This is a genomic window from Kosakonia sp. BYX6, from assembly GCF_038449125.1.
Lineage (GTDB): Bacteria > Pseudomonadota > Gammaproteobacteria > Enterobacterales > Enterobacteriaceae > Kosakonia > Kosakonia calanthes.
Genome location: NZ_CP151800.1, coordinates 2,853,021 through 2,875,187, shown reverse-complemented (window position 1 = coordinate 2,875,187; position 22,167 = coordinate 2,853,021). Strand labels below are relative to the sequence as shown.

General features: G+C 56.0%; 21 protein-coding genes. 14 read left to right on the top strand and 7 right to left on the bottom strand.

The window, feature by feature from the left end; genetic code table 11:
• Positions 1-49 precede the first annotated feature (49 nt).
• Positions 50-1,585 carry a murein biosynthesis integral membrane protein MurJ gene (gene murJ, locus AAEY27_RS13515; RefSeq protein ID WP_342321117.1) on the top strand — a complete coding sequence of 512 codons (1,536 nt, stop codon included), beginning with the start codon at positions 50-52 and terminating at the stop codon, positions 1,583-1,585.
• A gap of 44 nt (positions 1,586-1,629) precedes the next feature.
• On the opposite strand, the gene flgN is transcribed toward murJ, so the two are convergent.
• The 3 genes from flgN to flgA form a co-directional block, all read right to left on the bottom strand.
• A complete protein-coding gene (flgN, locus tag AAEY27_RS13510) occupies positions 1,630-2,052 on the bottom strand; it encodes a flagella biosynthesis chaperone FlgN (protein WP_342321114.1) in 423 nt (140 codons plus the stop codon).
• A 4-nt stretch (positions 2,053-2,056) separates the two neighbouring features.
• Complete coding sequence (gene flgM / locus AAEY27_RS13505; RefSeq protein WP_342321113.1) at positions 2,057-2,350, bottom strand: flagellar biosynthesis anti-sigma factor FlgM; 294 nt, start codon at positions 2,348-2,350, stop codon at positions 2,057-2,059.
• A 94-nt stretch (positions 2,351-2,444) separates the two neighbouring features.
• Complete coding sequence (flgA, locus tag AAEY27_RS13500) at positions 2,445-3,104, bottom strand: flagellar basal body P-ring formation chaperone FlgA (RefSeq protein WP_342321112.1); 660 nt, start codon at positions 3,102-3,104, stop codon at positions 2,445-2,447.
• A 157-nt stretch (positions 3,105-3,261) separates the two neighbouring features.
• Between flgA and flgB the strand changes: the two genes are divergently transcribed.
• From flgB to flgL, 11 genes are all read left to right on the top strand, one after another.
• The gene (gene flgB / locus AAEY27_RS13495) at positions 3,262-3,678 is read left to right on the top strand and encodes a flagellar basal body rod protein FlgB (protein ID WP_342321111.1); all 417 of its coding nucleotides are present in this window, start codon (positions 3,262-3,264) and stop codon (positions 3,676-3,678) included.
• Between the two features lie 4 nt (positions 3,679-3,682).
• Positions 3,683-4,087: a flagellar basal body rod protein FlgC gene (flgC, locus tag AAEY27_RS13490; protein WP_342321109.1), complete on the top strand. Its 405-nt coding sequence runs from the start codon at positions 3,683-3,685 to the stop codon at positions 4,085-4,087.
• Positions 4,088-4,097: 10 nt separating this feature from the next.
• On the top strand, positions 4,098-4,775 hold the full coding sequence (flgD, locus tag AAEY27_RS13485; protein WP_342321108.1) for a flagellar hook assembly protein FlgD: 678 nt from the start codon (positions 4,098-4,100) through the stop codon (positions 4,773-4,775).
• A gap of 26 nt (positions 4,776-4,801) precedes the next feature.
• Positions 4,802-6,079, top strand: coding sequence for a flagellar hook protein FlgE (gene flgE / locus AAEY27_RS13480; protein WP_342321107.1), 1,278 nt, complete (start codon positions 4,802-4,804; stop codon positions 6,077-6,079).
• Between the two features lie 20 nt (positions 6,080-6,099).
• Positions 6,100-6,855, top strand: coding sequence for a flagellar basal body rod protein FlgF (locus AAEY27_RS13475; RefSeq protein WP_342321106.1), 756 nt, complete (start codon positions 6,100-6,102; stop codon positions 6,853-6,855).
• Positions 6,856-6,870: 15 nt separating this feature from the next.
• Entirely contained in the window at positions 6,871-7,653 is a 783-nt protein-coding gene (gene flgG, locus AAEY27_RS13470; protein ID WP_342321104.1) for a flagellar basal-body rod protein FlgG, read from the top strand.
• Positions 7,654-7,710: 57 nt separating this feature from the next.
• Positions 7,711-8,409, top strand: a complete 699-nt coding sequence (locus AAEY27_RS13465; protein ID WP_342321103.1) for a flagellar basal body L-ring protein FlgH — start codon at positions 7,711-7,713, stop codon at positions 8,407-8,409.
• Between the two features lie 12 nt (positions 8,410-8,421).
• Complete coding sequence (locus tag AAEY27_RS13460) at positions 8,422-9,519, top strand: flagellar basal body P-ring protein FlgI (protein ID WP_342321102.1); 1,098 nt, start codon at positions 8,422-8,424, stop codon at positions 9,517-9,519.
• On the top strand, positions 9,519-10,478 hold the full coding sequence (gene flgJ, locus AAEY27_RS13455) for a flagellar assembly peptidoglycan hydrolase FlgJ (protein ID WP_342321101.1): 960 nt from the start codon (positions 9,519-9,521) through the stop codon (positions 10,476-10,478). Before AAEY27_RS13460 ends, flgJ begins: the two co-directional genes overlap by 1 nt.
• A gap of 76 nt (positions 10,479-10,554) precedes the next feature.
• The gene (flgK, locus tag AAEY27_RS13450; protein ID WP_342321099.1) at positions 10,555-12,201 is read left to right on the top strand and encodes a flagellar hook-associated protein FlgK; all 1,647 of its coding nucleotides are present in this window, start codon (positions 10,555-10,557) and stop codon (positions 12,199-12,201) included.
• A gap of 14 nt (positions 12,202-12,215) precedes the next feature.
• Positions 12,216-13,184, top strand: a complete 969-nt coding sequence (gene flgL / locus AAEY27_RS13445) for a flagellar hook-associated protein FlgL (RefSeq protein WP_342321098.1) — start codon at positions 12,216-12,218, stop codon at positions 13,182-13,184.
• Between the two features lie 85 nt (positions 13,185-13,269).
• On the opposite strand, the gene AAEY27_RS13440 is transcribed toward flgL, so the two are convergent.
• Positions 13,270-14,481 carry an MFS transporter gene (locus AAEY27_RS13440; RefSeq protein WP_342321097.1) on the bottom strand — a complete coding sequence of 404 codons (1,212 nt, stop codon included), beginning with the start codon at positions 14,479-14,481 and terminating at the stop codon, positions 13,270-13,272.
• A 125-nt stretch (positions 14,482-14,606) separates the two neighbouring features.
• Between AAEY27_RS13440 and AAEY27_RS13435 the strand changes: the two genes are divergently transcribed.
• Entirely contained in the window at positions 14,607-15,545 is a 939-nt protein-coding gene (locus AAEY27_RS13435) for a LysR family transcriptional regulator (RefSeq protein WP_342321096.1), read from the top strand.
• Between the two features lie 41 nt (positions 15,546-15,586).
• Here AAEY27_RS13435 and rne read toward each other — a convergent pair whose 3' ends face one another.
• Positions 15,587-18,766, bottom strand: a complete 3,180-nt coding sequence (gene rne / locus AAEY27_RS13430; protein ID WP_342321095.1) for a ribonuclease E — start codon at positions 18,764-18,766, stop codon at positions 15,587-15,589.
• Positions 18,767-19,339: 573 nt separating this feature from the next.
• On the opposite strand from rne, the gene rluC reads away from it, so the two are divergent.
• Positions 19,340-20,293: a 23S rRNA pseudouridine(955/2504/2580) synthase RluC gene (rluC, locus tag AAEY27_RS13425; protein WP_342321094.1), complete on the top strand. Its 954-nt coding sequence runs from the start codon at positions 19,340-19,342 to the stop codon at positions 20,291-20,293.
• A gap of 34 nt (positions 20,294-20,327) precedes the next feature.
• Here the strand turns inward: rluC and AAEY27_RS13420 are convergent, their stop codons facing one another.
• Both AAEY27_RS13420 and AAEY27_RS13415 read right to left on the bottom strand, forming a co-directional pair.
• A complete protein-coding gene (locus tag AAEY27_RS13420; RefSeq protein ID WP_342321093.1) occupies positions 20,328-21,479 on the bottom strand; it encodes a dienelactone hydrolase family protein in 1,152 nt (383 codons plus the stop codon).
• Positions 21,480-21,564: 85 nt separating this feature from the next.
• On the bottom strand, positions 21,565-22,149 hold the full coding sequence (locus AAEY27_RS13415) for a Maf family protein (protein ID WP_342321091.1): 585 nt from the start codon (positions 22,147-22,149) through the stop codon (positions 21,565-21,567).
• Positions 22,150-22,167 lie beyond the last annotated feature (18 nt).

The window sequence follows — 22,167 nt, the reverse complement described above, 5'->3', positions numbered from 1 at the left end:
CTGTATACCAACGCCTGCCATGCAGGCGTTGTGTCTTATGGAAACCAGAATGAACTTATTAAAATCGCTGGCGGCAGTCAGCTCCATGACGATGTTTTCACGCGTGCTGGGTTTTGCGCGCGACGCCATTGTGGCAAGGGTTTTTGGCGCGGGCATGGCAACCGACGCCTTCTTTGTGGCGTTTAAACTGCCCAACTTGTTGCGGCGCATCTTTGCCGAGGGGGCATTTTCCCAGGCATTTGTGCCGATCCTCGCGGAATATAAAAGTAAGCAAGGCGAAGACGCGACGCGGGTGTTTGTCGCTTACGTCTCGGGGCTGTTAACGCTGGCGCTGGCGATTGTCACGATCCTTGGGATGCTGGCCGCGCCGTGGGTCATCCTCGTCACCGCGCCCGGCTTTGCCGATACGGCAGACAAATTCAACTTAACCTCGCAGCTTCTGCGTATCACCTTTCCTTATATTCTACTGATCTCGCTGGCTTCGCTGGCGGGGGCGATTCTTAATACCTGGAACCGTTTTTCTGTTCCGGCATTCGCCCCGACTTTTTTGAATATCAGCATGATTGGCTTCGCGCTGTTTGCCGCGCCGTATTTCCACCCGCCGGTGCTGGCGCTGGCCTGGGCGGTGACGGTAGGGGGCGTGCTGCAACTGATCTACCAACTGCCGCATCTGAAGAAAATTGGCATGCTGGTGTTACCGCGCATTAGCTTCCGCGATGCCGGTGCCATGCGGGTGATCAAACAGATGGGGCCGGCGATCCTCGGCGTATCCGTCAGCCAGATTTCACTGATCATCAACACCATTTTCGCCTCGTTTTTGGTTTCTGGCTCGGTGTCGTGGATGTATTACGCCGACCGTTTAATGGAGTTTCCGTCGGGCGTATTGGGCGTCGCGCTGGGGACGATTCTGCTGCCGTCGCTGTCGAAAAGTTTTGCCAGCGGCAACCATGATGAATATTGCCGGTTGATGGACTGGGGGCTGCGGCTCTGTTTCCTGCTGGCGCTGCCGAGCGCTGTAGCGCTGGGCATTCTGGCAAAACCGTTAACCGTGTCGCTGTTCCAGTACGGTAAATTCACCGCCTTTGACGCTGCGATGACGCAGCGTGCGCTGATCGCTTATTCGGTCGGTCTGATGGGGCTGATTGTGGTGAAAGTGCTGGCGCCGGGTTTCTATTCGCGCCAGGACATTAAGACGCCGGTCAAAATCGCCATCGTCACGCTGCTGCTGACGCAGGTGATGAACCTCGCGTTTATCGGCCCGCTGAAACACGCCGGGCTGTCGCTGTCGATTGGTCTGGCGGCCTGTCTTAACGCTGGTCTGCTTTACTGGCAGTTGCGCAAACAAGATATTTTTACGCCGCAACCGGGCTGGCAACGCTTTTTGCTGCGTTTGATTATTGCGGTGCTGGTAATGGCGGCGGCATTAGTCGGCATGCTGCATGTGATGCCGGACTGGTCGCAGGGAACCATGCCGTATCGCTTGCTACGCCTGATGGTGGTTGTGCTGGTGGGGGTGGTGGCTTACTTCGCCACGCTGGCAGTATTGGGCTTTAAAGTGAAGGAATTCGCGCGCCGGACGGCGTAAAAGCAAATTTGCCAGGGGGAAGCCCCTGGCAAAAAAATGTGTGGTTAAATCGAGATTTTCTTGCCGCCACGGTTGGCGGAGGCGGTCTGGCCATTCGCACCGTACAGGCTTGGCTCCTGATGGGGCTTCAGGACTTCCAGCGCCTGCTGATTACGCGCGATTTGCCCTTCAAGCAGCCATCCGTTGTGCTTGTTAAGGTCGCGCAAATGCTGCGTTTTCTGCGTAATGTTTTGCCAACGATCCGCGATATCGTCGTTCGCGCTATGTTGCGCTTTCTGGGTGCTACGACGTTGTTGCTCAAGGTAATCCAGTGTCGCGAGCAAGGAGCTTTTTTCTTCCGTGATACGCTGCAATGCGCTGCCGTTAATATGACCCACGGAAAGCTGTTTTTGCTCAGCATCCATCACGTCTTTCAGAGCGCTCAGGATAACTGTCATTTGATCGAGAATGTCTGACAGTCGATTCATACTGTTATTTACTCTGCAAGTCACTCTGCGCTTCGTTAATCAGGGCATCGGCGATTTTGCCAGTGTCCATTTTCAGTTCACCATTACGAATCGCGGTTTTCAGCTGTTCCACGCGTTCCATATTGATGTCATTCGCACCCGCTTGCATCAGCTTCGTTTGAGAACCGCTGAGCGTAACGCTAGTGCTGTTTGCCGTTGCGGCTTTTTCCAGGCGCGTTTTTTGCGTCTGGGTCTCGTTAGTTTCGCGCTGTTGAACGGTGTTAACCGGCTTCAGGGGCGATGTACGATCAATGCTCATAGTGTTGTCCTCATTGAGGTTTCGCGGCGTTTCGGGCCTGATATCTTTAGTCGTTGCTTATTTATCGGCAGGCAACATGAATTCTTTAAGAAGATTATAGGTTAATCAGAATATTCCCATCAGCGTTCACCGTACCGCTGACAATCTGCCCTGAAGACATGCGTACGCGGGCGTTTTGCGCGACCGCCGCATTGTTCATTGCCTGACCTTCGCCGTTCACACTAAAGCCATCGCCTGATGCCACAACCTGCACACGCTGACCTGCTTTAATCCGCCACGCCTGACGCAGCATTGACAGCTGAATCGGCTGTCCGGGCGCGAGATCGCGCAAACTCACCGCATCCTGCGCCTGGGTAATATCCAGCATTGCTCGCGGCGGTAACTGATCGAGGCGGCCGCGCTTTAACGCCACGCTGCCAGGCTGCAATGTGCTGCCACGGGCAACGGGCTGTGCCGCCACAACATAGTTACCGGTCGCCTGAACTTCCACCTGCAAAAAGCGCTTCGCACCCGCGCAGTTGGCCATGACATTCAGGTTCCCCCACAACTTCGCATTGCCAACCACGCTCAGCGCAGGCTGGTCGCAGGTGGGGAGCAGGTTTTGCGGGGTGCGTATATTTACCACCACCTCGTCACTAAAGCCAGCAAGACGTTGCGCAAAAAGTGACGTCAATTGCGCTTGTAAATCAGCCGCCTGAGAAAAGGGGCTTAATAACAGTAAGGTCGCGGCTAAACCGCCTTTCAACGTGTTCATCGCAGATTCCTGCCTGTTGATCAGATGAAGAGATTTTAACCGCATGGCAAATCTATCAACGCAATAAATAGCGACGCATTTTGCCCTTATTCCGGCGATAAGTTTGCCTGCGGAGATTTAAGCTGTTGGCTAAATAATTGTCATCAGTGAGGGAGCCATGCTCGATAAACTTGATGCCGCACTGCGTTTTCAACAAGAAGCGCTAAACCTGAGTGCCCAGCGCCAGGAAATTCTGGCGGCCAACATCGCCAACGCCGACACCCCTGGGTTTCAGGCGCGCGATATTGATTTCTCCAGCGAATTAAAAAAAGTCATGGAGCGTGGTCGTGCTGAAACCAGCGGCGTTTCGTTAGCACTGACTTCTTCGCGCCATATTCCGGCGCAGGCGATGGCGACACCGTCTGCCGATCTGCTGTACCGCATCCCCGATCAGCCTTCTATGGATGGCAACACCGTCGATATGGATCGTGAGCGCACGCAGTTCGCCGACAACAGCGTCAAATACCAGACCGGTCTGACGGTGCTGGGCGGGCAGATCAAAAGCATGATGAGCGTTCTGCAACAGGGGAACTAATTAAATGGCATTACTGAATATCTTTGATGTCGCAGGCTCCGCGCTGACCGCGCAGTCCAAACGCTTGAACGTCGCCGCCAGTAACCTGGCGAACGCCGACAGCGTGACCGGGCCAGATGGTCAGCCGTATCGCGCCAAGCAGGTGGTCTTTCAGGTTGACGCAGCGCCTGGTCAGGCGACCGGCGGCGTAAAAGTGTCGGATGTGATTGAAAGCCAGGCGCCGGACAAACTGGTCTACGAACCGGGTAACCCGCTGGCTGACGCAAGCGGCTACGTCAAAATGCCCAACGTGGATGTGGTCGGTGAAATGGTCAACAGCATGTCAGCCTCGCGCAGCTACCAGGCCAACGTTGAAGTGCTTAACACCGTTAAGAGCATGATGCTCAAAACCCTCACACTCGGTCAGTAAGGAGACCCGCATGTCTATTAGCGTAAACGTGAATGACCCGACGAACAGCGGTGTCTCATCGACCGGCGGTACCACAACCACCGGGACTAACAGCGCGTCCGACCTCCAGAGCAGCTTTTTGACGCTGCTGGTTGCACAGCTGAAAAACCAGGATCCGACCAACCCGCTGCAAAACAACGAACTGACCACGCAGCTTGCGCAGATCAGCACCGTGAGCGGGATTGAAAAATTGAACACCACCCTCGGTTCGATTTCCGGGCAGATCGACAACAGCCAGTCGCTACAGGCAGCAACCCTGATTGGCCACGGCGTGATGATCCCAGGACAGACCGTACTGGTGGGTAATGAAACGACAACGCCGTTTGGTGTTGAACTGACTCAGGCTGCTGACAAAGTGACCGCAACCGTGACCGACAAAAACGGAACCGTGGTGCGTACCATTGAGATCGGCAGCTTGACAGCTGGCGTCCACACCTTCAGTTGGGACGGCACGCAGACAGATGGAAGCGCGGCACCAGATGGCTCTTACAAAGTGTCCATCTCCGCCAGCTCCGGCACGACGCAGTTGGTTGCTCAACCGCTGCAATTCGCGCTGGTACAGGGTGTCACCCGCGGTGACAGCGGTAGCACATTAGATTTGGGTACTTACGGTACCACCACACTCGACGAAGTACGGCAGATTATTTAAGCCTTAATACTTATCAGGAGTAAGTCATGGCCTTTTCACAAGCGGTCAGCGGCCTGAATGCTGCGGCCACCAACCTCGATGTCATTGGTAACAACATCGCCAACTCCGCCACCTATGGCTTTAAATCCGGATCTGCGTCCTTCGCCGATATGTTTGCCGGTTCTAAAGTTGGCCTCGGCGTTAAAGTTGCGGGGATTACGCAGGACTTTACCGACGGTACTACCACCAGCACCGGTCGTGGTCTGGACGTGGCGCTGAGCGGCAACGGTTTCTTCCGTCTGGTCGACAGCAATGGTTCGGTTTACTACAGCCGTAACGGTCAGTTCAAACTGGACGAAAACCGCAATCTGGTGAACATGCAGGGTATGCAGGTCACAGGTTACCCGGTTGCCGGTACGCCGCCGACCGTGCAGACCGGTGCGAACCCGACTGCTATCACCATCCCGAACACGCTGATGGCGGCAAAAGCCACCACCACCGCGTCAATGCAGATGAACCTGAACTCCACGGATTCTGCCCCGACGGTAAGCCCGTTCGATCCGACGAATTCAGATACCTACAACAAAAAAGGCACAGTCACCACCTATGACAGCCTGGGTAACTCCCACGCTATCGACGTTTACTACGTCAAAACCGGTGATAACTCATGGGATGTTTACACTCAGGATTCCAGCGTTTCCGGCGCGAATTATGAGAAAGCCGCCCAGATGAGCTTCGGCAGCAACGGCACGCTCTCTTCCGTGACCAACTACACCGAAGTGCTGCCGGCGACCACGCCGCGCACCTGGACACTGGACGCGACGGCAAACGCCCAGCCGCAGATCGACATCAACCTCGCCAGCCTGAATGGTTCAGCCGCCAGCACCTTTAGCCTGAGCTTCCTGAACTCTATGCAGCAGAACACCGGCACCAGCAGCACCGTGGCTATCAATCAGGATGGTTACGCGCCGGGTTCGCTGGTGAGCTACGCCATTAACGACGACGGCACCGTGGTCGGTAGCTACTCCAACGAAAAAACGCAGCTTCTGGGTCAGATCGTGCTGGCGAACTTCGCCAACAGCGAAGGTCTGCAATCCGAAGGTGACAACGTTTGGTCTGCGACCAGCTCCTCCGGCGTTGCGCTGCTCGGCACCGCAGGCACCGGCAACTTCGGTTCGCTGACCAACGGTGCGCTGGAAGCCTCAAACGTGGATCTGAGTAAAGAACTGGTCAACATGATCGTCGCGCAACGTAACTATCAGTCGAACGCGCAGACCATCAAAACCCAGGATCAGATCCTTAACACGCTGGTTAACCTGCGTTAATCGCCTGACGGGATGGCCTAATGGATCACGCAATATATACCGCGATGGGCGCAGCCAGCCAGACGCTGAATCAGCAGGCTGTGACCGCAAGCAATCTCGCGAACGCCTCCACGCCGGGCTTTCGCGCGCAGCTCAACGCATTGCGCGCGGTGCCGGTAGAAGGGCTTTCGCTGCCCACCCGTACGCTGGTGGTGGCTTCAACGCCTGGCGCCGATATGACGCCAGGACAACTGGACTACACCTCGCGCCCGCTCGACGTGGCGTTGCAGCAGGACGGCTGGCTGGCGGTACAAACGGCGGACGGTTCAGAAGGGTACACCCGTAACGGGAATATCCAGGTGAGCCCGACCGGTCAGTTGACCATTCAGGGCCATCCGGTGATTGGCGAAGGCGGCCCGATTGCCGTGCCGGAAGGCGCGCAAGTCACTATCGCCGCCGACGGGACAATTTCAGCCCTTAACCCAGGCGACGCGGCGAACACTATCGCGCCGGTCGGCAAGCTGAAGCTGGTGAAAGCGAACGCGCAAGAAGTGGTGCGTGGCGACGACGGGATGTTCCGTCTGAGCCAGGCGGCACAAGCGACGCGCGGCCAGACGTTGCAAGCCGATCCGACCATTCGCGTGCAGTCGGGCGTGCTGGAAGGCAGTAACGTCAAGCCGGTCGAAGCGATGACCGACATGATCGCCAGCGCACGTCGTTTCGAAATGCAGATGAAAATTATCAGCAACGTCGATGACAACGCGCAGCGTGCCAACCAGTTGCTGTCACTGGGCTAATAAACAGGATTACCTATGATCAGTTCATTATGGATCGCGAAAACCGGCCTCGACGCCCAGCAAACCAATATGGATGTCATCGCCAACAACCTGGCGAACGTCAGCACCAATGGTTTTAAGCGTCAGCGTGCAGTATTTGAAGATTTGATGTACCAGACAATTCGTCAGCCTGGCGCACAGTCTTCTGAACAGACGACGCTGCCTTCCGGCTTGCAGATTGGTACCGGTGTTCGTCCGGTTGCCACCGAACGTCTGCACAGTCAGGGCAACCTGTCTCAGACTAACAACAGTAAAGATGTCGCCATCAAAGGCCAGGGCTTCTTTGAAGTTCTGCTGCCGGACGGGACGTCCGCCTATACCCGCGACGGTTCCTTCCAGGTTGACCAGAACGGTCAGTTGGTAACGGCAGGGGGGTTCCAGGTTCAGCCTGCCATCACCATTCCGGCGAACAGCTTGAGCATCACCATCGGTCGCGACGGTGTGGTCAGCGTCACGCAACAAGGCGCTGCGGCGCCGGTTCAGGTTGGCCAGTTAAACCTGACCACCTTTATGAACGACACCGGTCTGGAAAGCATCGGTGAAAACCTGTACGCCGAAACCCAGTCTTCTGGCGCGCCGAACGGCACCACGCCTGGGCTGAACGGAGCAGGTTTGCTGTATCAGGGGTATGTGGAAACCTCAAACGTGAACGTAGCGGAAGAACTGGTGAACATGATCCAGGTTCAGCGCGCTTACGAAATTAACAGTAAAGCAGTCTCGACCACCGATCAGATGCTGCAAAAACTGACGCAACTCTAAGGCGTTATCCGGTGCGGTAATCGCCGCACCGGAACCCTGATTTCGAAGATGAATGCAATGCAAAAATACGCCGTGCGCAGCTACCCAATTATGGCTTTAGTGGCATTAACCCTGACAGGTTGTGCCTGGGTTCCATCCACACCGCTGGTTCAGGGAGCCACCACAGCTCAACCGATGCCAGGCCCCGTACCGTTGGTGAATGGATCGATTTATCAGACTGCGCAGCCGATCAACTACGGCTATCAGCCCCTGTTTGAAGACCGCCGTCCGCGCAATGTTGGCGATACGCTGACGCTCGTACTGCAAGAAAACGTGAGCGCAAGTAAAAGCTCATCGGCCAATGCCAGCCGTGATGGCAAAACCAGCTTCGGCGTGGATACCACTCCGCGTTACCTCGAAGGCCTGTTTGGCAACGCACGTGCTGACCTGAGTTCTTCCGGCAGCAACTCGTTCGAAGGTAAAGGCGGCGCCAACGCCAGCAACACATTTAGCGGCACGTTGACCGTGACGGTCGATCAGGTGCTGATCAATGGCAATTTACATGTCGTGGGTGAAAAACAGATAGCCATTAACCAGGGCACTGAGTTCATCCGCTTCTCGGGTGTCGTGAACCCACGCACCATCAGCGGGACCAACACCGTTCCGTCCACCCAAGTGGCGGACGCGCGCATCGAGTATGTCGGCAATGGCTACATCAACGAAGCGCAGAATATGGGCTGGCTGCAACGTTTCTTCCTCAACTTATCGCCGATGTAACCGGGGTGAATTATGTTTAGATATCTGACTGGTATCGTGTTAGCGCTGGTGGCGACTTTCGCCCAGGCTGACCGTATCCGGGACCTCACCAGTGTACAGGGCGTACGTGAAAACTCATTAATTGGCTACGGTCTGGTCGTGGGACTGGATGGCACAGGCGACCAGACAACGCAGACACCCTTTACCACACAGACACTGAACAACATGTTGTCGCAAATGGGCATTACCGTGCCGACCGGCACCAACATGCAGTTGAAAAACGTGGCAGCGGTGATGGTTACCGCACAATTCCCGGCGTTTGCGCGCCAGGGGCAAACCATCGACGTGGTGGTTTCCTCCATGGGTAACGCGAAAAGCTTGCGCGGCGGTACGCTGCTGATGACCCCGCTGAAGGGTGTCGACAGCCAGGTTTACGCGCTGGCGCAAGGTAACATTTTGGTCGGCGGCGCAGGCGCTTCTGCCGGCGGCAGCAGCGTGCAAGTCAACCAGCTTAACGGTGGTCGCATCACCAACGGCGCGGTCATCGAACGCGAATTGCCGACCCAGTTCGGTGCGGGAAATACCATTAACCTGCAACTGAACCAGGAAGACTTCAGCATGGCACAGCAAATTGCCGACACTATCAATCGTAGCCGCGGCTATGGCAGCGCAACGGCGCTGGATGCGCGCACCGTGCAGATTCGTGTCTCTTCCGGCAACAGCAACCAGGTGCGTTTACTGGCGGACATCCAGAATATGGAAGTCGGCGTGACGCAGCAGGACGCGAAAGTGATCATCAACTCGCGTACGGGTTCTGTGGTCATGAACCGTGAAGTCTCGCTGGATAACTGTGCTATCGCGCAGGGCAACCTGTCCGTGACGGTGAACCAGCAGAACACCGTCAGTCAGCCGAACACGCCGTTTGGCGGCGGTCAGACCGTGGTCACACCGCAAACGCAGATTGACTTGCGCCAGAGTGGCGGCTCGCTGCAAAGCGTACGCTCCAGCGCCAACCTGAACAGCGTCGTGCGCGCACTTAACGCGCTGGGCGCTTCCCCGATGGAACTGATGTCCATTCTGCAAGCGATGCAGAGTGCTGGTTGCCTGCGTGCGAAACTGGAGATCATCTAATGCTGACTGACAGCCGATTGTTGACGAGCGCGGCATGGGACGCGCAATCACTGAACGACCTGAAGTCGAAAGCCGGGCAGGATCCGAGCGCAAACTTACGCCCGGTCGCACGCCAGGTGGAAGGGATGTTCGTGCAAATGATGCTGAAAAGCATGCGCGAAGCCCTGCCGAAAGACGGCATTTTCAGCAGTGATTCAACGCGGCTGTACACCAGCATGTATGACCAACAAATCGCCCAGCAGATGACCGCCGGTAAAGGTCTTGGGCTGGCGGATATGATGGTGAAACAGATGGCGGGCGACCAGGCACCTGTCGATCCGGCGGATCAAATGCAGCAAGTGCCGATGAAGTTCCCGCTGGAAACGGTGACCACCTATCAAAACCAGGCGCTGACGCAACTGGTGCGTAAAGCGATACCGAAAGTGCCGGACGAAAACAGCGATGAGCCGTTAACCGGCGACAGCAAAGATTTCCTGGCGCAGCTTTCGTTGCCGGCGCGTCTCGCCAGCCAGCAGAGCGGGGTTCCGCATCACTTGATTCTGGCGCAGGCTGCGCTGGAATCCGGCTGGGGCCAGCGCCAAATTCCGCGTGAAAATGGTGAACCGAGTTTCAACATTTTCGGCGTGAAAGCGACCTCAGACTGGAAAGGGCCAACCACGGAAATTACCACCACGGAATATGAAAATGGCGAGGCGGTGAAAGTCAAAGCCAAGTTCCGTGTTTATAGCTCGTATCTGGAAGCGTTGTCCGATTACGTTGGCATGCTGACGCGTAACAAGCGTTATGCGGCGGTCACCTCGGCGGCGACGGCGGAGCAGGGTGCGCAGGCGTTGCAGAATGCGGGCTACGCCACCGATCCGCACTATGCCCGTAAGCTGACCAGCATGATCCAGCAGCTGAAATCAATGGGTGAAAAAGTGAGTAAAGCCTACAGCACAGATACACAAAATCTGTTCTGAAAACTCTCAAGTTTCCACCAGGGTTGCCGATAATCGTCAACAGGACTCATGTCTGAAAGTTTATTAAGGAACCTCCATGTCCAGTTTGATTAACAGCGCCATGAGCGGGCTCAGCGCAGCCCAGGCCGCGCTGAATACCGCCAGCAATAACATTGCGAGTTATAACGTGGCGGGTTACACCCGTCAGACGACGGTGTTGACCACGGCGAACAGCACGCTGACCGGTAGCGGTTACGTGGGCAATGGTGTCATTGTTTCTGGCGTTCAGCGTGAGTATGACGCCTTTATTACCAATCAGCTGCGTGCGGCGGAAAACCAGAACAGCGGTTTGACCACGCGCTACCAGCAGATGTCAAAAATCGATGACGTGCTGTCGGATACCACTAACTCGCTGTCAACCAGCTTGCAGAGTTTCTTCTCCAGCCTGCAAACCCTGGTGAGCAACGCGTCGGATCCGTCGTCTCGTCAGGCGCTGCTGGGGAAAGCGGACGGGCTGGTAAACCAGTTCAAAGTCGCTGACCAGTATCTGCGTGACCAGGATAAACAGGTCAACCTGTCCATCTCGACAAGCGTTGATCAGATCAACAACTATGCGACGCAGATCGCCAGCCTCAACCAGCAGATTTCCAAACTGACTGCGGTGGGCGCGGGTTCATCCCCGAACGATCTGCTTGATCAGCGCGACCAACTGGTGAGCGAGCTGAACAAGGTTGTCGGTGTGGAAGTCAGCACCCAGGACGGCAGCTACAACGTCAGCATGGCGAACGGCGTCACGCTGGTGCAGGGTAGCGAAGCCCGCCAGTTAGCGGCGGTGCAGTCCAGCGCTGATCCTTCACGCACCACCATCGCCTATGTGGATAAAACCGCAGGCACCATTGAAATCCCCGAGAAGCAGGTGACTACCGGTTCTCTGGGCGGTCTGTTGGCCTTCCGTTCGCAGGATTTGGATCAGGCGCGTAACACGCTGGGCCAGCTGGCGCTCTCCTTCGCCGATGCGTTTAACGAGCAGCATGCGCAGGGTTACGATGCCAACGGCGATCAGGGCGGCGATTTCTTCACCATCGGTTTGCCGTCAACGACCTCGAATACCAAAAACACCGGCGATGCGACGCTGACTGCGTCCGTGACCGACAGTTCCGCGGTACAAGCGACAGACTATAAAGTGGCGTTCGACGGCACCAACTGGAATGTGACGCGTCTGTCCAACAACACCACCTTTACGGTGACGCCGGATTCAACGGACGGTTCGCTGAATTTCGACGGTCTGAAAGTGAGCATCAATGCGACGACAGGCGCGAAAGCCAACGACAGCTTTACTGTGCGCCCGGTCAGCAACGCCATCGTGAATATGAGCGTGGCGGTGACTGACGAATCGAAGATTGCCATGGCCTCTGTGGCCGGTGATGGTGCGAGCGATAACCGTAACGGCCAGGCGATGCTGGATCTGCAAAGCGCGAAAGTCGTCGGCGGTAATAAAACCTTTAACGATGCGTATGCCACGCTGGTCAGCGATGTGGGTAACAAAACCTCGACGCTGAAAACCAGCAGCACAACGCAGACTAACGTGGTAACGCAGCTGAGCAACCAGCAGCAGTCGATCTCCGGGGTTAACCTCGATGAAGAGTACGGCAACTTGCAGCGTTACCAGCAATATTATCTGGCAAACGCCCAGGTTCTGCAGACCGCAAGCACGCTGTTTAACGCGTTGCTTGAAATTCGCTAAGTAAGGGGTGAGTCATGCGTATCAGCACGCAAATGATGTACGAACAAAACATGCGCGGCGTGACCAATGCACAGAGCAAGTGGTTGGCGTACGGCGAGCAGATGTCTACCGGCCAGCGTGTCAATCGCCCGTCTGATGACCCGATTGCCGCGTCTCAGGCGGTGGTGATCTCCCAGGCGCAGGCGCAGAACAGCCAGTATGCAACGGCGCGTACTTTCGCCACGCAGAAAGTGTCGCTGGAAGAGAGTGTTCTCAGCCAGGTGACAACGGCGATTACCGGCGCGCAGAGCGTGATCGTCGAAGCGGGCAGCGGCTCGCTCAGTGATGACGACCGTGCCTCCATTGCCACAAAATTGCAGGGCTACCGCGATCAGTTGCTGAACCTGGCGAACAGCACCGACGGTAATGGCCGCTATATTTTTGGCGGCTACAAAACCGAAAGTCAGCCGTATGATTCGACCGGCACGTACAGCGGCGGCTCGCAGGAAATTACCCAGCAGGTTGACGCCTCCCGTAGCATGGTCATTGCTCACACTGGCGATCAGGTATTTAACAGCATCACCAGTAACGCAACCAAAGAACCGATTGATCCCGCGACCGGCTTGCCGGGCACGCAGGAAACGGACGTCTTCAAGATGCTGGACTCCGCCATCGCCGCGCTGAACACGCCGGTAGCCGGTGATGAAACAGCGAAAGATGCAGCGCAGGCGATCGTTGATAAAACCAGCCGTGGTTTGGGTAACTCCCTGAACAACGTGCTGAGCGTGCGTTCTGAATTGGGGACGCAGCTTGATGAGCTGGATACGTTGGATTCGCTGGGCGACGACCGTTCGTTGGCGCTGACTCAGCAGAAAAGCGACTTGATTGATGTGGACTGGAACTCGGTGATTTCCTCCTACACCATGCAACAAGCTGCGTTGCAGGCGTCTTATAAAGCCTTCACCGATATGCAAGGTTTGTCGCTGTTCCAGATGAACAGCTAATACTGTTTTAATTTTGGGCATGTTCGGAAACTGGGACATGTTCGGTATGCCCGCTCCATCACCCCGGAGTGGGCATTTTTTTTACTTAGGCTTTCTGCGCGGCTTGCTGAACTTGCCGGGCATCGAACAGACGAATCACCAGCGCCACCAGACCTGAAACGGTGGCCAGCACCACCACACCCTGCCATGAGGCGATGGAATAGAGTTTGCTGCCCAGCGCAGAACCGACCGCCATACCAATAAACACCCCGGTAAACAGCAGCGCATTCAACCGACCGCGCGCCTGCGGTTCCAGACCGTAAACCAGGTTCTGGTGCGCCACGAGGCTCGATTGCAGACCGAGGTCAAAACCGACCGCTGACAGGGCGATCAACACCAGTTGGCCGTGCGGCGGCAACACCGGCAGTAAGAACATCAGCGCGAACGAAACGGTGACCAGGCCTGCGCCAAGCTGCGTCACTTTTTCAGCGCCGACTTTATCCGCCAGGCCACCTGCCAGCGGCGCCGCCAACGCACCCGCCGCACCGGCAATACCGAATGTGCCGGCAATCGCACTGCCCAGTTGATATTTCTCCAGCAGCATCAGCGCCAGTGTCGACCAGAACGCGCTAAAGGCGATGGATAAAAAACCTTGTGCCATTGCCGCGCGGCGCAGCGCCGGATAACGCTGCCAGAGGTGCGCGACCGATTTCATCAACGCCGGGTAGCTCAGGGTGGAGTGGGTGGCAAAACGCGGCAAGACTGACCACATCAACAGGCCAATCAGCGCAATGCTGACGGCGGCAAACTGGTACATCACGCGCCAGCCAAAGGCCGCGCCCACAAAACCACTCACCGTCCGCGAAAGCAGGATCCCCATCAACAGGCCGGTCATCACCGTCCCGACCATTTTCCCTTGTTTGCCTTCCGGCGCGAGGATGGCAGCCGCCGGGACAATATCCTGCGCCATGGTGGCGGCCATACCGAGTAACAAACTGACAATCAATAACGACGGCAGATGGCTGGTCAGGCTACAGGCCAGCAGCAACAGCGCCAATGCCGCGCTTTTCAGCAGGATCAAGCGGCGGCGATCGTAGCGGTCACCGAGCGGCAGCAGAAAGAGAATACCCAGCGCATAACCCGCCTGGGTAAGTGTAGGAACCAGCCCCATGCCGTTGACCGTCAGGTGCAGGTCGTTGCCCATTAACGGTAACAGCGGTTGTGAATAGTAGATGGAGGCAACGCTAAACCCGGCACCGAGTGCCAGGGCGAAAATGACCCAGCCAACTGCACCTTGCGAAAGAGAATGACGGTTCATAGTAAATTTTCCTGGAGATATTGAGTTTATGAATAAGTGGAGGGCATTTTTGCGCAGCGCGGCATGGCACGGTAGCCAGCGCAGTGGTAAAACGGTTATACGCGAAACGTATAGGCAAATAATTTATGAAACGGCAAGAGCGTATAGACAGGGTGGATTTGATGCGTACCTATATTCGCATCGTGGAGGCGGGATCGCTCTCGGCAGCGGCGCGTCAGCTAGAAACGACACAGGCAACCGTCAGCCGCCGTTTGCAGTCGCTGGAAACGCTGTTGGGCGTAAAGCTTCTGCTGCGCACTACGCACGCAATGAAGCTCACCGATGATGGCGAACGCTGCTATCAGCATGCGAAACGGGTGACGGACGCGTGGGTGGCGCTGGAAGATGAATTGAGCCAGTCCGATGATGAGCCGGTGGGCATTTTGCGCGTGCGTGCGCCACATGCATTTGGTCAGGAGCAATTGCTTGGGCCGTTAACGCGGTTTCTTGAGCGCCACCCGCAACTTTCCGTGGAGTGGATGCTGAATGATAAGACGGTGGATTTTCTTAGCGCCAATATCGATTGCGCGATCCGCGTTGGCGCCGAAGTGGATCCGGCAACGGTTTCGGTGCTGTTAGCAGAAGTCCCGCGTAGCCTGGTTGCTTCACCAGAACTGCTGGCGCGTTTTCCGGCTATCGACACGCCGCAGCAACTTTCTGCGTTGCCATGGATAGCCCTGAGCACGTTTTATCAGCATGAAATTCATCTGCAACACCAGCAGACGGGTGAAGCGGAGCAGGTGGCGATTTCGCCGAGGCTGTTTACCGACAGCCTGTACGCTGCGCGCAATACGGCCATTGCTGGTCTGGGCGTTACGCTTATCTCCAGTTGGGCGGTGGAAGAGGAGATTCAATCCGGGAGACTGGTGGCGTTGTTGCCGCACTGGCAGGCCGCGCCGTTACCGGTACATCTGGTTTACCCGTGGGCGCGCTATTATCCCGCGCGGTTACGCAAGTTTTTACAACTGATGCGCGAAGTGATGCCGGGGCTGGGCGGCATGCGGTTGCCCGGCAAAGAAGCATAAAAAAAGCCGACCCAAAGGTCGGCTTTTTCGTCGTCGGCGTATTACTCGGCTGCCGGCGGCTTGGTCGCTGGCGCGGTAGCGGAATGCGTAGCGCTGTGACCGCCCGCAGAACCCTTACCTTCGAAGTTAAACGTCGGGCGAACCCAGTCGCTGTGACGCGGCGCGTCCTGCACATACGCTGGCGCAGGTGCTTTGGTCATCGGCGCGGTGGCATGGGTGTGGATCGCGACCGGCGCTTCAACCGGCTCGGCAACGGAAGGGGTGACCGGAGCGACCTCTTCAACAACTGCCGGCGTTTGCGCTTGTACAACCGGGGCGGCAACGTCTTCTTCCTGTGCCGGTTCGACTTCTTCTGCAACTTCTGCAGCCACTGTACGATCTTCCTCGGCAATCAGCTGCGGTTGTTCGTCTACAGGCGTTGCGATCGCTTCCGGATGGGTCGTTTTTACCGCAACAGGTTCTGGCTCAGCAACCGGTGCCTGCGGTTCAACCACTGCTGGTTCAGCGCTTTCTACCGGAGCTTGCGGTTCAACCATTGCTGGTTCGCTGCTCTCCACCGGCGCTTGCGGTTCAATCACATCGGCCTGCGGATTGTTGATCAGCTGTGCTTCAGCCACTGCCGGTGCGAGCTCTTGCTCAGGCGCGGCCTTCTGTTCAGCGGTGAACGGCTGAACATCCTGCTGCTCTTCCAGGGCGCGCGGAACCGGGTAACGAACCCACACTTTACCGGACGCCATTTCCGGCGATGCACTGGCGGCGGCCAGCGGCATAGCGGATTGCAGCGGGTAACGCTCGTCACGGTAACGGCGACGGCGCTGACCGCTTACACGGAGGTGACGCGGGGAACGGCGTGAACGGCGCGGCATGGCGTTTTCACGCGCTTCACCGTTTTCATCCTGTTCCTGAACCGGGGCGTTTTCCACCACGGCTGGCAGATCAACTTTCGCCAGTTGTGTATTTTGCGTCGGAGCAACAGCTTCGACTTCTTCAATCTGCGTTTCCGCGCGGTTATCACCGATGCGGACTTTCTGAGTCAGTTGGCGCTGTTTACGACGCGGCATCACCTGGACGCGCTCTTCCTGCTCAGTCTCCTGCACAGGTTGCTCATCACGGTTCAGCTCTTTTACTTCTTGCTGTGCCTGACGTTTGTCATCGCCACGGCGACGGTTGCGTTCGCGGCGGGATGGCTGCTGCTCATCACGCGTTTTCGCTTTATCCGCTGACTCTTCTGTCGCTGTGGACTGACGCAGTTCGCGGTTTTCTGCATTCTGCTGCGGTTTTTCACGGCGGTTGCGACGGTTATCTTCGCGACCTTCGCGGTTATCACGGCCTTCACGCGCTTCATTACCTTCACCGCGAGAATCACGACGTTCGTTGCGATCGCGACGGTTGCTCTGACGCGGTTTGCGACGATCCTGCTGACGCTCTGGTTTTTCAGCTTTCTTCTCTTCTTTCACTTCAACCGGCGCCGGGGTTTCTTCCCCTGCGAACAGGCCTTTCAGTGCAGAGACGAAACGGCTCAACAGACCCGGTGCGGTAGGTTGCGCAGCGGCAGGCTGTTTTTGTGCAGGTGCGGTAGCAGCCGGTGCCGCTGTTTGCGGAGTAGGCGGAACTTCTGGCATGACGAAGGTGGCAAGCGCGGGTTGTTCTGGCAGCTTACGCTCGGCAAACTCTTCTTCAGACGGCATCGCCATCTCTTCTTCATGCAGCTTCGGCAGCAGGTAGCTGAGAGTCGGGGTCTCTTCACCTTTACGGACGCGCAGCACGGAGTAGTGCGGCGTTTCCATTTGGTCGTTCGGTACGATCACGCAGCGCACGCCACCCTGACGGGCTTCGATGGCGCTGACCGCCGCACGTTTTTCGTTCAGCAGGTAAGACGCGACCGGCACAGGGACGATGGCGTGGACTTCCTGGGTGTTCTCTTTCAGCGCTTCTTCTTCAATCAGGCGCAGAATCGACAGCGACAGGGATTCGTTATCACGGATGGTGCCGGTGCCGCTACAGCGCGGGCAGACGTGATGGCTGGATTCGCCGAGCGATGGGCTCAGGCGCTGGCGGGACATCTCCAGCAGACCGAAGCGGGAAATGTGACTAATCTGGATGCGCGCACGATCCTGACGCACCGCTTCACGCAGGCGGTTTTCCACCGCGCGCTGGTGGCGTACCGGGGTCATATCGATAAAGTCGATAACGATCAGGCCGCCGAGGTCGCGCAGACGCAATTGGCGAGCGATTTCATCTGCCGCTTCCAGGTTGGTGTTAAACGCGGTCTCTTCGATATCGCCACCGCGCGTTGCCCGTGCGGAGTTGATATCAATAGCGGTCAAGGCTTCGGTGCTATCGATAACGATAGAGCCACCCGACGGCAGACGGACTTCACGCTGGAAGGCGGATTCGATCTGCGACTCGATCTGGTAGTGGCTGAACAGCGGAATTTCACCGGTGTAAAGTTTGATTTTGCTGCTGAAATCCGGACGGCCCAGCGCGGCGATATGCTGGCGAGCCAGCTCCAGCACTTTCGGGTTATCAATCAGGATTTCGCCAATGTCCTGGCGCAGGTAGTCGCGGAATGCGCGAACGATAACGTTACTTTCCTGATGGATCAGGAAAGGAGCAGGGCGGCTTTCGGCGGCTTTCTGGATGGCTTCCCAGTGTTTCAGGCGGAAGCTCAGATCCCATTGCAGCGCTTCGGCGGATTTACCCACGCCCGCGGTGCGGACGATAAGGCCCATGCCGTCTGGCAATTCGAGGCTCGACAGCGCTTCTTTCAACTCGGTGCGGTCGTCGCCTTCAATACGACGGGAAATGCCACCCGCGCGCGGGTTGTTCGGCATCAATACCAGGTAGCTGCCCGCGAGGCTGATAAAGGTGGTCAGTGCCGCGCCTTTATTGCCACGCTCTTCTTTATCAATCTGGACGATGACTTCCTGACCTTCACGCAGCACATCCTTGATGTTCGGGCGACCGTGTGAGTTGTAATTCGCTGGGAAGTATTCGCGAGCAATTTCTTTGAGGGGGAGGAAACCGTGACGTTCAGCGCCGTAATCAACGAATGCTGCTTCAAGACTCGGTTCAATGCGGGTGATTTTACCTTTGTAGATGTTGGCTTTTTTCTGTTCGTGGCCCGGGCTTTCAATATCCAGGTCGTACAGACGCTGCCCATCAACAAGTGCGACACGCAACTCTTCTTGCTGAGTTGCGTTGATTAACATTCTTTTCATCGTAACTTACTCATTATTCTTACATTGACGACTAAGCTGCGGGCAAGATAACGCCTTTCCGGGGGAGAACCGATGGCCTCGAGACTATTTCACGTCGCCAACCTCACGGTTGTCGCTCGCTTAAGAGGCGCAGTGTGTCGGTTGCCTGTGTTTCCTGTGGAAAACACAGCGCAATTATCAGGGGAACAGCCTGGGAAAAACTCTCCAGAGAAGATTCCATCTACCGGTAAGGACTGCAACCCGCAGCCCGCTAACTGCCTGAAAGTTCAATACGTCTTACGCCATTGCTGCGTGTATGATCGGACAGGCAAAACTGGTCATTCCGCTCATTTACTTGTTTTAACAAGATTCAACACGGAAAACGGCAACATTATTCCTTGCGAACCCTGTTATAGCAAGCTGACTTTTACCATTTATCACCCGGTTACTCACAGTTTTTTCACCTTTGAACGACGATTGGTTTAATAACCGCCGAATCAACCGTGTCAAACGGTAATGACCAAGTGCAACTGTAAATATAAGCATAGAAAAATGAGTGGCGCTAATCATCGCGGCTATTTAGAATCGCCACCCATGAAAACTGAGACACTATCCGTAAAATTTGTTGCTATCACTGCTGACGAAGCGGGGCAACGCATCGATAATTTCCTGCGCACGCAGCTAAAAGGCGTGCCCAAAAGCATGATCTACCGCATTTTGCGTAAAGGCGAAGTGCGCGTGAATAAAAAACGCGTAAAACCAGAGTATAAACTGGAAGACGGGGATGAAATTCGTATCCCGCCGGTGCGTGTCGCGGAAAGAGAAGAAGACGCGGTTTCGCCGCACCTACAAAAAGTCGCCCAATTAAGCGACGTTATTTTGTACGAAGACGATCATATCCTGGTGCTGAACAAACCGTCCGGCACGGCAGTGCACGGCGGCAGTGGCCTGAGTTTTGGCGTGATTGAAGGCCTGCGCGCGTTACGCCCTGAAGCTCGTTTCCTTGAATTGGTGCATCGCCTCGATCGCGATACGTCTGGCGTGTTGTTAGTGGCGAAAAAACGCTCGGCACTGCGCTCGCTGCATGAACAACTGCGCGGCAAAGAGATGCAGAAAGATTACCTGGCTCTGGTGCGCGGGCAGTGGCAGTCCCACGTAAAAGTGGTTCAGGCGCCACTGCTGAAAAATATCCTGCAAAGCGGTGAACGCATTGTGCGGGTTAACAGCGAAGGCAAGCCGTCAGAAACGCGGTTCAAAGTGGAAGAGCGCTATGAATTCGCGACGCTGGTGCGTTGCAGCCCGGTGACCGGACGCACGCATCAGATCCGCGTGCATACACAGCACGCCGGGCATCCGATTGCTTTTGACGATCGCTACGGTGATCGTGAATTCGATAAGCAACTGGCTCCAACTGGGTTGTCACGCCTGTTTCTGCATGCGGCAGCGCTGAAATTTACCCATCCCAACACCGGCGAGACGCTGCGCATTGAAGCACCGCTCGACAACGCGCTGAAACACTGTTTGCAGGTGTTGCGTAACGCCAAATAAGCGTTAATTCCTCCCTTTCAGGAGGGATTTTCTTTTAGGGCTTGAGCCATTTATCCAGCCACGGAAAAACGTCATCCTGCTGTTGTTGATAAAAAACATGCCCCAGCTCTGGCCAACTCTTTGTCACTAACTTGTCATCCGCCTGCTGCGATGCCCAAACCCGGTGCACTTTATCAAAGGCTTCTTTTACCGCATCCGCCGGGAAGAGTTTGTCCCGACCGCCGCTGAAAATCAGCATTGGTTTCGGTGCGGCAATACTGGCGATGTCCGGAATATCCATATGCGCAGGCATGCCGGGGTGCAACATATAAAACGCGGACTGACCGCGCAGCACGTTATTGCCTGGCTGCATCAACCCATTGTAAGTACCGAACCAGGCGATCACGGCCGTCGCGGCGACTTTATCGCTCAGTGCTGCCAGTTGCCAGGCGCGAAACCCGCCCATTGAAAAGCCAAGCACGCCGATGCGTTTGCTGTCTACGCCCGCATGTGCCGCGATGAAATCCACAGTGCGCATATCTTCATAAGCCACTTCACCGGCCAGCGAACGCCCGAGATTGAAATAGTTACTGGCCAGCGCCTGCTGTTGCTCATAAACCATCGACCCACGATCGCCCCAACCTGGGCTATCAATGGCGATCACCGCATATCCTCGCTGCGCCAGTTCATCGCCAATAAATTTACCGCTGAAAAATTTGTCAGCCCAGGCCTGTGCGCTGGCGAGTTTTCCCGCATCGCCCCAGGGGCGGATCAGCTTCTCTTTACCGATATCAAATTTCGAACCGTGATCGTGCAGCAGCACAACCGCCGGGTGCGGGCCTGGGGATTTCGGCATCAGTAACAAGGCGGAGATGCGATTATCATCGGTGATGTTGAGCGCGATTTTTTCGGCACTGTAACTGCCGCGATCCTCTTTGCTGATGGTTTCTGGCGCAAAAAGTTTGGTGGAATCAGGTGTGAGCAGGGCGGCACGAAACAGCTGGCGGCTGTTCGTTTGCCACTGTATGAAATCGGTGTAGTTTCCGGACAGCCAGGAATCGGGATAATACATTTGCGCTTTCAGGGCCTGCCAGCTCGCCGGAAGGTTGGCTTCGACAACCCCCTCGGTTTGCCACTTGCCTTGCACACTGGCACCGGTAGAAACCAATAGCGCGAGTACCAGCGCAAGATTGCGGGACATCTTCATCACCTCTCCTTAAATTAAAACGGAGTTTTAATATTGGTGACGAATGTAGTATTTGCGCGAAAAAGAATCTGTGATCGTTAAAGCATTAGCTTAACAACGGGTTACAGTGCTCGCGTCTGAGCATCTGGCACAGCGCAATAAGTGGTAAGCCAACCAGCGTGTTGGGATCACGCCCCTCAAGGCGTTCAAACAGCGCAATGCCTAAGCCTTCGCTCTTGAAACTGCCAGCACAATTTAGCGGGCGCTCCTTACGGACATAATCGTCAATTTCTTGCTCATTTAAATGACGAAAATGCACATCAAACGGTTCGCACTCCGTTTGTAAATGACCTGTTGCAGAATTAAACAGCGCCAGACCGGTATAAAAAGTCACAATATTCCCGCTTGCTTTCATCAATTGCTGGCGTGCATTTTCTTCCGTATGCGGTTTGCCGGTAATTTCTCCGCCCAGCACGCAGACCTGATCAGAACCGATAATCAAATGGTGTGGATATTTTTGCGCCAGTGATTGCGCTTTCTCCTGAGCAAGGCGCAGCACAAGGTGACGCGGTGCTTCGCCTGCATGAGGCGTTTCATCCGTTTGTGGGGCGGCGCATTCAAAAGATAAGCCGAGCTTTTCCAGCAAAGCGCGACGATAAGGTGAGGTAGAAGCAAGAATAATAGGCGACATATTTTTTCCACCAAATAT